This is a genomic window from Nostoc sp. UHCC 0251 (genome assembly GCF_034932245.1).
In the GTDB taxonomy this organism is placed as follows: domain Bacteria; phylum Cyanobacteriota; class Cyanobacteriia; order Cyanobacteriales; family Nostocaceae; genus Nostoc.
In genome coordinates this window covers 1-11590 of sequence record NZ_JAYGHD010000121.1, presented here as the reverse complement: position 1 = coordinate 11590, position 11590 = coordinate 1, and the positions used below count along the sequence as shown (strand labels likewise).

The following is an 11590-nucleotide window of genomic DNA, read 5'->3' as shown; positions in this document are numbered from 1 at the left end:
CGAGGAAAGTCTTATCAAGCTAGGTTTTTAGGACTTGTGTGTACACCGTAGCCTTAAAAAAGGGGGAAACCGGAATTAAAGTCCTTAAAAAGAGGGATTTAGGGGGATCTAAAACGTTTTGCTACCGAGCAGAGGACTTTTAAATCCTCTCAGGTACTACCCATAAGTAAAGGGTTGCGCCGTTTACTCGGATTACTCGTTTTGGTTTCCACTCACCCATATCAAAGCTGTGGGAAACAATGCGAGTGCCAGGTTTCAATTCTTTTAATAATTTGGGTCGTAGTTTTACGTTAAGATCGGGTAGCAAGTAAAGCGTGACTACTGTTGCCTGTTTTAAGTCAGTTTGAAACAGGTTTTGTTCGTGAAAATCTACGCGATCGCTTACTCCGACTTTTTGAGCATTAATACGGCTTTTTTGTACAAAATATGGATTAATTTCTACACCAACAGCACGATGAGCATTATATTGATGCACAGCAGTAATAGGAATTCGCCCATCACCGCTACCTAAATCATAGACTATATCCTTGCTGTTAACTTCTGCTAGCTTCAGCATAGCGTCTACTACTTTTTGTGGTGTTGGGATATAAGGTACATCTGCTCGGCTTACTTGAGATTTAATTATTGAATCAGGCTGCTGTTTCTCTGTCTCAAAATTGCGTTCTAAGGTACAACTAGAAACGCTAAATATCGCACTAACTCCAATAAAAAATAATAGTAGATGTTCTTTAGCAATCATGATATTGATGTTTGTCAACAATCATAATCAACTCTCTAGTTTTAATTAACTTTACTTTCGTTGTAAAATCTTAGAACACTTATTTTTTGTTATGTTTTGTAACGGTTGGTAGTCACAACAACTAATTGCTGCTTTTGTGAAAACAATAGAAGGATTTACCGCACACTTGAGATAGCTGTTTTTTGAAAAAAAATGACAATTTGTACAAGGAAAATCATCTAAATTATTTATATTTTCAGGTTGATGAGATAGTTTTAGCTTATGAAAAATAACTATCCCGCCCATTACTAACAATATAAAAGGAGCCAAAATCAAAGATGGATCTGAAGTTGCTACAGTATTTGTATTCTCTCCAATCAGCTTTTCGCTCTCACGCTTTTCTGTAATCAAACTTATTCTAGATAGGTTTGTTTGAGTCAGATTTAATAGATCAAAATTTAAGTGTTCTGCTATATCTTGTCCGAAAATTTCATTTGCTTTCATGTCATTTACCTTTTATAAAATTCACTTGTTCATGTTTTGTTAGTTTTTTAGATAAAATTGGCTATAAAAGCAAATTGTTTAGTATTTAAAATTTTTAAGTTATTTATGATAAATTTAGTGATAATTAAACTTACAACAAGAATGTGATCAAAAAGTGACAGTAAGACAATCATTTTGTCGGTGGCAAAACGTTGTCGATCCCCCCAACCCCCCTTAAAAAGGGGGGCTTTAATTCCGGTTCCCCCCTTTTTTAAGGGGGGTTAGGGGGGATCTGAAAGTGTTTAAAGTCACAGTGAAATACTTTTCAAACAACCTCTAAGATTGGCATATATGATATGGTAAATTTGTGTTAATTTATTTTTGACTACTAACATCAATTCTGTATTCAGATCGTCTCCGGCTCCGCTACTAAATTTTGGTGTAAATGTATGTTTCACAAAAAACAGTATAAGTCAGGAATATATTTATGAGTAGCTTAGTCTTATTATTAATGGGTTTTGGAACTTTTTTCTTGGCTTTGAATACTCAAGATGAAATTAATCGCATTACTGCTATGATAAGCGGGACAATTCTTTTAATTTGGGGCTTGGCTCTAGCTCCCTTGGCATTCCAATTGCTAATTGAGATTGGATCAGTTTTAGCAGCTTTCTCTGTTTGTATGCGTTGTTTGGGTTGTGGTTATAACCGCGATTGATTTTTAAGTAACTTGATAAGTTATAAGTTTTCTGACATCTTCAAGAGATAAATTAAGTAATTGAGCAGTCATCACTTCTAACATATTAACTTCAGTGACTGGTAGCACAAAATTCAACTTTTTTAAAGCATTATTAGCAGTTCTCACCTCAACCAAGCTAAATCCTTGCTTTTTTTCAATTTTAGCTTTGATTGCTGTCAAATTTAGTAGGATTTTTACTTTTATTTGTTGATTAAGCTCTAGTTTTTTGATTTGAGGATACAATCCTAATTTTTGTGCGATCGCTATTTCTGTAAATTTAGAATTGGGAATTTCTAGCTCTAATCTTTTAAGCATGGAGTTGGCCGTTTTAATTTGAACTTGAGTCAAATTCTCTTCTGGCTCTATCTTTAGATCAATTAGTGTAAAATTTAGCGCTAGCAAAACCTGTGGTAATGTATCAGCTTGCAGTTTATCTAAAGTTCTATAGGAGAGACTTAATAATTGCTTTGTGAGGAAATCACCACCAGCCCAAAAAGCAATGCCTACTAATAGTAGAGGTAAAAAAAATAGAAAAACTTGTGGGCGTAAATCAGGCATAGCTTTCAATTTATAAGGTTTATAGTTGTGAAGCTATAAAAGCATTTGTAACTATCTATTGGTAGATATACCTTATTCATTATGGAGAATAATTTAAAATTTAAAATCTAAAATTAGATAGAAGACATAAAGTTAGTTAGCTTCTCTAATTTTAAAAGGGAGTTGATGACTTTATTGCAAGGCTTGACGCTAAGAAGTTTTATGCGGATTTTACTCGTAGAAGACGATTTGGAACAATTAGAACCATTACAAGGTATTCTGTCAGAGGCAGGATATATTGTAGATGCTGCGGAAGATGGAGAAATTGCCCAATGGCTGATTTCGCAAAAAGATTACGATCTATTAATTGTAGACTGGATGTTACCAACAATTAGTGGATTGGCTCTGTGTCGCCAGTATCGTCTCTCTGGTAAAAATGCTCCAGTATTGATGTTAACTGCTAAAGATACCACAGCCGACAAAGTTATGGGTTTAGATGCAGGAGCCGATGATTATTTAGTTAAACCTGCTGACTTGGTGGAACTCTTAGCACGAGTACGCGCTTTGGGGCGAAGAGTTCCTAATTGGCAGGGGTATAGTTTACGTATAGCAGATTTAGAATTTCATTTAGCTGAATTAAGTGTAGAACGGAGTCAGGTAAAAGTAGAATTATCTCCACGTGAAGGACAGTTACTAGAATACCTGATGCGTCATCCCAATCAGGTTTTAACTCGCACCCAGATTGAAGACGCTTTGTGGGAGTACGGTATGGAACCAGAAAGCAATGCCTTAACTGTGCTAATACGCAAGTTGCGGCAACGCTTGCAAGTATTGGGTGCAGAAGACTGGATTAGAACAGTTTATGGTATGGGTTATCGCTTAAATCCTCAAGAATAAAAACTGGGAGAGTGAGAATAATAACATTACTAACGATTACTTATGTTTAATCGCAGCCGTCGCAATCTTGCAAGTTGGTTCACACTAACAATGGGCAGTATTTTAATTGTGTTTGCGGCGGTAGTGTACTACTGGGAAGTCATAGATGAGTTGGAGGAACTAGATCGATTACTTTATAAAAAAACGAGTGTGATGGCAGCTAATGTCAAGTCGGAGCTGCATAATGGCAAGCGACAGGTAGACTTAGAACATGTACCATTGTTAGGAAGTATGGTACAACCATTGCCGGATAGTCAACTCGTGTATGCAAGTTGGTACGATGAGCAAAAGCAACTGGTACAATTTTTTGGTACAATTCCTAGCGATCGCCTTTCAATCTCAGGTGGGTTTGATACTATCAAGGCTGATAGTAAAGTCTGGCTACGTCAGGTAACGTTGCCTGTTTACCAAAATGGTTTATTAATTGGTTATTTGCAGGCAGCGATGCCGATGACAGCTACTGAAAGCGCTTTAGCTGAATTCCGTATGGTTTTGGCTATCTCAGCACCTATAACTTTAACTGTAGTTGCCCTCACAGGTTGGTGGTTGGGAGGGCTAGCAATGCAACCAATTCGCCACAATTACGATCATCTGCAAAGGTTTACAGCTGATGCTTCCCACGAATTGCGATCGCCTCTGGCAGCAATTATTAGTAATGCTCAGTATGGCTTTTTATCTAAATCTACCGATCTGGAGATGCAACGTCAGCGCTTTCAAAAGATTTTTGAGATCGCTAAGTCAATGAGCATTCTAGTAAATAATCTGTTGTTTCTGGCACGTTCTCAAGGTCAATTGCCGAATGAATCATTACAAGTAATTGACTTAAATAATTTGCTTGTGCAGATAACAGATGATTATGCCACTCAAGCAGATGCACAACATCTTAGTTTAGTTTTCAAACTACCAAATAATAATCTAACTGTGCTTGGCGATGCCGATTTGCTCCGTCAAGTAATTATAAATTTACTTAATAATGCTTGTAAATATACTCCTCCTGGTGGCCAAGTTCAATTGCAATTATTTACCCAATCACATTGGGGTATAATTCAAATTATAGACAATGGCATTGGTATTCCTGAAGCTGATTTACCGTATATTTTTGAACGATTTTATCGAGTGGATAAAAAGCGCTCTCGTCAAACCGGAGGATTTGGTTTGGGGTTAGCTATTGCCCAACAAATAGTTGAATCTCATGGTGGTAAAATTACTATTAAGAGTGTGTTTAAAGAAGGTACAACTTTACAAATTTATTTGCCTCTAAAGTAAAATTTATAAATTCTGCTTCTATGACGATAGCTTTGACGCGTCACGATTATTATGCATTTACAAATAAAGCTAATCATAATCCTAATTTATGTGATCGCTTGGGTTTTCCTCTTTAAACGCCCGGCTTCTATCGATCGCTTGCAGATGCTAAATCTGATGTAGTCAAATAATAGCGTGCTAATTAACAGGTAGTTCAGGGTAAAATAATCATTCTCCGCAGCCGTTCAGGAAAGAGAATACAACCAATGCCTAATCTCAACCTCCTTTCAGAATATAAAAGCTTTGGTGGCAAACTCGGCTTTTACAGTCATCACTCATCAACCTGTAACAGTGAAATGCGCTTTGCTGTCTATCAACCACCACAAGCAACTCAAAAACCTGTGCCAATTCTCTATTTCCTCTCTGGATTAACTTGCACCGAAGAGAATTTTATGGGGAAGGCGGGAGGAGTGCAGCGCTTTGCGGCTGAGTACGGTTTGATATTGGTTGCACCAGATACTAGTCCGCGTAATACTGGTATTCCAAGTGAGGATGATGACTGGGATTTTGGCACGGGTGCGGGCTTTTATGTTGATGCTACAGAAGAACCGTGGCGTAAAAACTACCAAATGTATAGTTATGTAGTCCAGGAATTACCTGCTTTAATTACTGCAAACTTCCCTACCCAACCGGATAAACAAGGTATTTTCGGTCATTCGATGGGGGGACATGGGGCGCTTGTCTGTGCGTTGAGAAACCCAGAACTCTACAAATCAGTATCAGCCTTTGCACCTATCACTGCACCTATGCGTTGTCCTTGGGGTCAAAAGGCTTTCAGTGGTTATCTTGGCAACAATCAAGAAAGTTGGCGTGCTTATGATGCTAGTGAATTAGTCAAGCAAGTAGGATATCACAGTCCAATTCTCATTGACCAAGGGACTGCTGATAAATTTTTAGTTGAACAATTACTACCAGAGGTGTTTGAGCAAGCTTGTGCAGATGTTAAGCAGCCGCTAAACTTGCATTATCAAGAAGGCTATGACCACAGTTATTATTTCATCGCCAGTTTTATTGAAGATCATATCCGCCATCATGCGCTCGCTTTGAAATAATCAGATCGGAAAACAAATAATAAAAAAAGGAATACAGAATAAGTATACCGAAAGGAGTATTTAAAAAAATAAGTGGGGTGATAATATCAAGCAATAAACATTCTACCAGATTATCAATTTTCCTTGATGGTTGATCCTGCCCTCACTAAATTAGTGATACATAGGCGTTAGAGGCAATCATAGGTACACTCAGTTCGTATCTCGTTTTTAATAGCTGGAAAATGTTTATATCTCGCAGTCATTTTATTTTTTCAAAGGGGAAAATTTTATGAATTTTCTGAAAAAATGTTCCAATTTAACTGCCCGTTTAATATGTTTAGAAATTTTATTTATTGCACCTGCTTTAGCTGATGAGTGTTCGTCAAATCAGCGAGCACCTTTGCCAGGATGTGTTTCAGCACAATATATTAGTGGTGGAACTATTATAACTAATAACTGTTCTTATACAGTTACTATAAAAGTTGATATAGCTAACAGTCCCGATAAACGGGTAGACGTTGGTCCCAACGGAGGACAAACTGTAGTTGGTGTTGGCGGTAGGTTTCAGTTGTTTTGCTGTCCCAGATATAATAATTGTGCTTAACAATACCTTCACCAAAAAAGAGTATGAATTGGTGTAGCCCGTCGCAGGCATCGCTTTAATTGGCTGATATTAGCCGTCCCATCGCTGAGTGCAGAGCAGTCAACCGTAGGACAATCTGCTCAATTTCCAAATCTAATATGCTGTAATCGATGACTGCTTGACGAACAGGTGTATGTCCTTGATTGACAGCTAATTCTTGTATACGGGATGTCCGCAGTGCTTGCAGGTGCGGTTGGATTTTGTGTAGCGTTTCTTCCAAGTCAGGTAAGGGGGGTGGGGTAATTTCCTGCTGTATTGAATCAGCTAACTGCTCTAACAGTAGCGAAACTTGGCGGACAAAGGTTTCTAATTCCGAGAGTGGCACTGTTCCTCGAAAATGTTCGAGATGTACTGCCAAAACTGTTACGGCGTTAGTAAAACGTCCCATGTACACCAGCAGCGTCATCACTGGTTCTACTAATTCTTTCTGCATTTGAGGTTCGCGTAGCAATCCTTGGAAGGAGGCTTGGGCATTGCCAATTGCCAATCCAGTTTGTCGCCGTTGACTGATAATGTTAGAGTCACGCTCCTTTGTGCCCTGGTAAACAGCCATTACATCCCGAAAGTATTTGTGACATTCTCGCAGAGCAGTAGCGAGTTGACTAGGTAAGCGATCGCGTTCCCGATTTGGCAAGATAAAATGATGACTTGCAAAAGCCAGTCCCGCCCCAATTAATGTATTTAATACCCGAAAGCCAGCAAATTGCCAACCAATCGGATGACCAATATCAATAATGAGTAAAACAAATATTGATAAGAAAACCACTGAATAAGCATAGTTGAAACTGATCAGGGAAATGCCAAAAAAGACTGTCAGCAAAATGATCATGTCTAATACAGGCTTACTGGTGATAGCTGCAACTATGACACATACTAATACAGCTCCCAAGATCGTCCCGCCAACTCGCTGAAAAAACCGCTGGAAAGTTGCACCAAAGTTCGGTTTGAGGACTAGCATGATTGTCAGTGTCACCCAATACCCCATTGGTAAATTAGTAATGCTATATAAGATTACGCCCACAGATAGACTCACGCCAATGCGGAGAGCATGACGAAAAATTGCTGAATCTAAGGTGAGGTTTTCTTTGAGTAAATTTAAGAGCGATCGCTGTTTGTTTTCAACTAAAAGAAGTGTATCTATATCTCGGTGACTCATTTTGCTGTGATCTCCCAGAGATTTAGCTGTCTGAGCCGTGTATTGCAATTGCTTGATTAGCTTTTCTATCATCAGCACCAAGTTAGTCAGAGCAACGAGAGTTGTGTAGTATGTCTCACTCCCAGCAATTGCTTTTCTTTGCAGATTTTCTTGTTCCTTGAGTGCTTCACAGATGCGGCTGAGATTTCCCAGATCGATGCTGGCAGGCTTACCAGATATGACTTTCGCTATGGCTTGGAGAATGACTGATATTTGTTTGAGTGCATCGTCTACTAATTGTTGGACTGCGTGATATTGCTGATGTTGGAAGTGAGTTTCTAGTAACTCTGTTAAGGCAATAACTGAGCCAAGCAAGCGATCGCCATCTTGAATTAGTACTAAAAACTGTTCATCCATCCAACTCCGAGCCGGCTGTCCAATCCGCACTGTACCTAAAGTAGCCCGTGCTGTTTCTAATGCCTTTCTAATTTCAAGAATATTTTCAGATGTTGCCACTTTACCGAGAAATACCTGAATATAGTAGGCGATCGCACTGAAGCAGCCAGCCAAAGCTATCCGTAACGGGTTATAAGGTTTAAAGGGCCACATTACTAAGGAAAGTAACATTGCCCATCCACCTGCAATCAGACATAGCAGCGATCGCATCAGTGCAACTTCCAAGTTTCCTGGCTGTGCGATCGTGGAAATAAATGATATCCCCACCACCAGACCGACATTTGCACCAGCATTACCGTACATCGACGCAAAACCGGAAGCAAGTCCCCAGAAAAATGTCAGCACCACAGTTAGCACTGGAACTCTAGCGACTAGAGTAGCCACAAATACTGAAACAGCCATTCCCAAAGTAGCCGCAGTCATCGCCTTAGCTTTTATCTGGTAAGGGCCACCAATATTCGCTAAGTTGACAAAGTAAGCCATTAAACCGACAAATAATCCGCTTTCCCTTTGGTTAATCAGTTGCCCAATTAGCATAGGAACCCCCAACCCTAACGCCGCTCGTAAGCCGTTGGATATTGCTGGCTTTCCTGGCTCTGACTGGATCAGAAATCTGAGGAAATTACTTCGATTCAACTGCATTATTTTTGTTAATAAAACAAAATTATTTTAGCTAGAGTTATGCTTTAGGGCATTTTAAGTTCCCTGGTTAAATAAAAGGCTAGGTTTTCTGCCCATTTTTTTGATCTTAATACTGTAAGCGATAAGATTAAAAATAAATTTATGCTGTGTTTATGGCAACCCAACTCAGCCAAGCCAAATCCCAAACTGAACTGGTAATCTCTTGGGAAGCCTTACCCAAGGATTTTAAACTAGAGGATGAACCAGTGGAGAATACAGGTCAGCCACTTTTGGCTGGTGCTTTGCGTGAAAGCCTAGAAATCAGTGGATTCATCCAACCCCAGATGTTGATAGCTTCCAACTTTGGTCTTTGTGCCACAGTCAATGGCCAATTCATTGCCAAAGCACCTGACTGGGTTTATGTGCCATCGGTGAATGAAGTTGTGGGCAATCGTAAAAGTTATACACCCAATTTAGATGGAGATATTCCAGCGATCGCCATCGAATTTCTATCGGATACTGAGGGTGGAGAATATTCGGTCAAGCGAAGTTATCCACCTGGAAAATGGTTTTTCTATGAGCAAATTTTGCAGATTCCCATCTACATAATTTTTGAACCAGATGGCGGTTTATTAGAATATTATCAACTGGAAAATAAACGTTATGAGTTAAAGCAACCTGACGAAAATGGTCGTCATTGGATTGATGTAATTGGCTTATTTTTGGGGACTTGGCAAGGAACAAAAGAAGCTCGCACTGGCTATTGGTTGCGCTGGTGGGATCAAGCTGGTAATCTATTACCGTGGGCTGTAGAACAGATTGAACAAGAACGCCAACGCGCCGAACAAGAACGCCAGCAAAAAGAACGACTCATTGCTTATTTGCAATCTCAGGGTATTGACCCAAATAATTTACCTCCGTTCGAGTAGAAACTAAAAACCACCTTTTTGTAGGGGTAATTTATTAATTACCCCTACAAAAATCATGGCGTTGCTGAATTGAAGTATGAATCTGGATGTAGAGACGTAGCACTGCTACGTCTCTACAAGGATTTGGTATTATGCAGAATCATTTTCATATATGAAATCAGCAACTCCAAAATCATGCAATTTTGCAAAACAAATTATTGTAGCAATTAAGCAACAATATAAGGCGAGTCAATCGCAGCTACACGACCAGCATCCACCAAAGCTTGGTATACCATCACTGCTACCTCAGCGCGTGTAGCATCGCGGGTAGGATTGAGTTGTTGAAGGTTCGGGTGATTGACGATAATCCCCTTGTTTATAGCTTTTACTACCTCATCCTTGGCATATTCAGGAATCTTTGCTTGGTCATCAAAAGTTTTGGTAGCGGTTGCATTATCAGCAGATAACCCCAATCCATTTACTAAAGAAACGATCACTTGCACGCGCTGGATATTTTTATTGGGGGCAAAGGTATTGTCAGGAAAACCAGAGAGAAATGAACCTTGATATGCCTGCTGAATTACCTTGGATGCCCAGAAGTCTGCTGGTACATCTTTGAATTTGATCACGGGGCGGTTTGGCGGTGGGTTGAAAGCTTTTACCAGTAATGCGGCGTATTGCGCCCGTGTCATCGTAGCATCCGGTTTAAATGTGCGATCGGGAAAACCATTAACTATCCCCAATTTGACTAATTCCCGAATAAAGCCACCTGCCCAATGATTCGTAATATCGGTTAATTCTATAGTGGGCGTGGGAGTTGGTGTCGGAGTGGGAGTAGGTGTTGGGGTAGGAGTTGGTATTGGAATGGGAATGGGAGTGGGAGTAGGTGTTGGCGTTGGAGTGGGTGTCGGTGTTGGAGTGGGAGTGGGAGTAGGCGTGGGTGCCGGAACTGAATTATCTGCAAACTCTAAGTTTCCTGTAACTTTAGACGTATCTATTTTATTTCCTACAGAAACCAGCTTGTTGGAACTGGCATTTTGCAAATTAAATTTACCGTTATTGCGTAGAGTATTGCCTCCTAAGCTATTGGTAGTACCTATATCAGGTAGGGCAGTTCCGATTACTGTAATGCCATCGTCAGTGTTATTTTCGCAGACATTGTTACGCAATACAGGACGAGCGCTGCCAGAGATGACAATTCCAGAACGGTTTTCGTAAATTTTGTTATCTCGAAGGGTGGGTGATGCAGTGTCACTAATGGCAATGCCAAAACCTGTTTTGAAGCAGGTATTATCTTGAATTTGACCTTTGGAATTTTTAGCGATCGCAATTCCATTGGCTGCATTCTCACTGAACACATTACCTAGAATAACTGGATTAGCCTCACCTGTAGTAAATACCCCCTCCCGCTTACAGTTTGTGAAGGTGCTATTAGCAACAGTAGGGGCAGTTGATTCAATCCACACACCACTACCACGACTAGCCAAATTTGTTACAGTCACTCCTCGCACTTCAGCTTTATCCAGCAGCACAAATGTGACATTCTGACCAGCAAAAGTACGGCTCAAATAGCTACCACTCCCTTCAATCAGAATACCATTGCCTTTATTGGTTTCATTGCCCACCACTGTAACCCCAGATGGAACAGTTAGCGGAAAGACTTCACCGCTAGCAGCATTGTAATTACCTTCTGCTAGTTGAATCTTGGTGTTATCTGTAGATACCTTAAGGGCTTGCGTAATAGTTCTGAATGGGGCTTGTTGGCTACCAAGGTTACTATCTTTACCTGATACTGGATTTACATAAAAAACCTGAGCCATATTTATACTTCCAAAAAATACATAGCTATCTTAGCGCTAACCATAAAATTAGGTAGTATTTGATGCATTAAGTACAAGTAACTTAAATTACTTCTCACTGTAAGGTTAAAAGATTACGCAAATACTTTTGGGGGTCACTCTCGACTAATCCAAAAGGGCGATGAGTGGGGAGTTAGGAATGTAAAATCTGGCGTTGCTGAATTAAAGGTAACTGCCCAGGTAGGAAAGTCAGGGATATTCCCGTGAGGGAGGAAAGATGGT

At 39.8% G+C, this 11590-nt stretch carries 11 protein-coding genes; 6 read left to right on the top strand and 5 right to left on the bottom strand.

Features of this window, described 5'->3' with window-relative positions:
* Nucleotides 1-139: 139 nt before the first annotated feature.
* Nucleotides 140-739 carry a class I SAM-dependent methyltransferase gene (locus VB740_RS14540; RefSeq protein ID WP_323200695.1) on the bottom strand — a complete coding sequence of 200 codons (600 nt, stop codon included), beginning with the start codon at nucleotides 737-739 and terminating at the stop codon, nucleotides 140-142.
* A gap of 51 nt (nucleotides 740-790) precedes the next feature.
* A complete protein-coding gene (locus tag VB740_RS14535) occupies nucleotides 791-1222 on the bottom strand; it encodes a hypothetical protein (protein WP_323200694.1) in 432 nt (143 codons plus the stop codon).
* Between the two features lie 466 nt (nucleotides 1223-1688).
* On the opposite strand from VB740_RS14535, the gene VB740_RS14530 reads away from it, so the two are divergent.
* Entirely contained in the window at nucleotides 1689-1916 is a 228-nt protein-coding gene (locus VB740_RS14530) for a hypothetical protein (protein ID WP_323200693.1), read from the top strand.
* Between the two features lie 3 nt (nucleotides 1917-1919).
* On the opposite strand, the gene VB740_RS14525 is transcribed toward VB740_RS14530, so the two are convergent.
* Nucleotides 1920-2495, bottom strand: coding sequence for a hypothetical protein (locus VB740_RS14525; protein WP_323200692.1), 576 nt, complete (start codon nucleotides 2493-2495; stop codon nucleotides 1920-1922).
* Between the two features lie 201 nt (nucleotides 2496-2696).
* On the opposite strand from VB740_RS14525, the gene VB740_RS14520 reads away from it, so the two are divergent.
* From VB740_RS14520 to VB740_RS14505, 4 genes are all read left to right on the top strand, one after another.
* On the top strand, nucleotides 2697-3371 hold the full coding sequence (locus VB740_RS14520; protein WP_323200696.1) for a response regulator transcription factor: 675 nt from the start codon (nucleotides 2697-2699) through the stop codon (nucleotides 3369-3371).
* 42 nt (nucleotides 3372-3413) lie between these two features.
* Nucleotides 3414-4676, top strand: a complete 1263-nt coding sequence (locus tag VB740_RS14515) for a sensor histidine kinase (RefSeq protein WP_323200691.1) — start codon at nucleotides 3414-3416, stop codon at nucleotides 4674-4676.
* 245 nt (nucleotides 4677-4921) lie between these two features.
* Entirely contained in the window at nucleotides 4922-5767 is an 846-nt protein-coding gene (gene fghA / locus VB740_RS14510) for an S-formylglutathione hydrolase (protein WP_323200690.1), read from the top strand.
* 268 nt (nucleotides 5768-6035) lie between these two features.
* Complete coding sequence (locus tag VB740_RS14505; protein WP_323200689.1) at nucleotides 6036-6350, top strand: hypothetical protein; 315 nt, start codon at nucleotides 6036-6038, stop codon at nucleotides 6348-6350.
* A 55-nt stretch (nucleotides 6351-6405) separates the two neighbouring features.
* Here VB740_RS14505 and VB740_RS14500 read toward each other — a convergent pair whose 3' ends face one another.
* Nucleotides 6406-8622 (bottom strand): FUSC family protein, encoded by a 2217-nt coding sequence (locus VB740_RS14500; protein ID WP_323200688.1) that lies wholly within the window; start codon nucleotides 8620-8622, stop codon nucleotides 6406-6408.
* A 152-nt stretch (nucleotides 8623-8774) separates the two neighbouring features.
* On the opposite strand from VB740_RS14500, the gene VB740_RS14495 reads away from it, so the two are divergent.
* Nucleotides 8775-9530, top strand: coding sequence for a Uma2 family endonuclease (locus VB740_RS14495; RefSeq protein WP_323200687.1), 756 nt, complete (start codon nucleotides 8775-8777; stop codon nucleotides 9528-9530).
* Nucleotides 9531-9736: 206 nt separating this feature from the next.
* Here VB740_RS14495 and VB740_RS14490 read toward each other — a convergent pair whose 3' ends face one another.
* Nucleotides 9737-11329, bottom strand: a complete 1593-nt coding sequence (locus VB740_RS14490; protein WP_323200686.1) for a DUF1565 domain-containing protein — start codon at nucleotides 11327-11329, stop codon at nucleotides 9737-9739.
* Between the last annotated feature and the right edge of the window lie 261 nt (nucleotides 11330-11590).

Excerpts from the sequence above, each read along its gene's own strand:
- VB740_RS14540 (WP_323200695.1), bottom strand. The coding sequence starts at position 739 with ATGATTGCTAAAGAACATCTACTATTATTTTTTATTGGAGTTAGTGCG.
- VB740_RS14535 (WP_323200694.1), bottom strand. The coding sequence starts at position 1,222 with ATGAAAGCAAATGAAATTTTCGGACAAGATATAGCAGAACACTTAAAT.
- VB740_RS14530 (WP_323200693.1), top strand. The coding sequence starts at position 1,689 with ATGAGTAGCTTAGTCTTATTATTAATGGGTTTTGGAACTTTTTTCTTG.
- VB740_RS14525 (WP_323200692.1), bottom strand. The coding sequence starts at position 2,495 with ATGCCTGATTTACGCCCACAAGTTTTTCTATTTTTTTTACCTCTACTA.
- VB740_RS14520 (WP_323200696.1), top strand. The coding sequence starts at position 2,697 with ATGCGGATTTTACTCGTAGAAGACGATTTGGAACAATTAGAACCATTA.
- VB740_RS14515 (WP_323200691.1), top strand. The coding sequence starts at position 3,414 with ATGTTTAATCGCAGCCGTCGCAATCTTGCAAGTTGGTTCACACTAACA.
- fghA (WP_323200690.1), top strand. The coding sequence starts at position 4,922 with ATGCCTAATCTCAACCTCCTTTCAGAATATAAAAGCTTTGGTGGCAAA.
- VB740_RS14505 (WP_323200689.1), top strand. The coding sequence starts at position 6,036 with ATGAATTTTCTGAAAAAATGTTCCAATTTAACTGCCCGTTTAATATGT.
- VB740_RS14500 (WP_323200688.1), bottom strand. The coding sequence starts at position 8,622 with ATGCAGTTGAATCGAAGTAATTTCCTCAGATTTCTGATCCAGTCAGAG.
- VB740_RS14495 (WP_323200687.1), top strand. The coding sequence starts at position 8,775 with ATGGCAACCCAACTCAGCCAAGCCAAATCCCAAACTGAACTGGTAATC.
- VB740_RS14490 (WP_323200686.1), bottom strand. The coding sequence starts at position 11,329 with ATGGCTCAGGTTTTTTATGTAAATCCAGTATCAGGTAAAGATAGTAAC.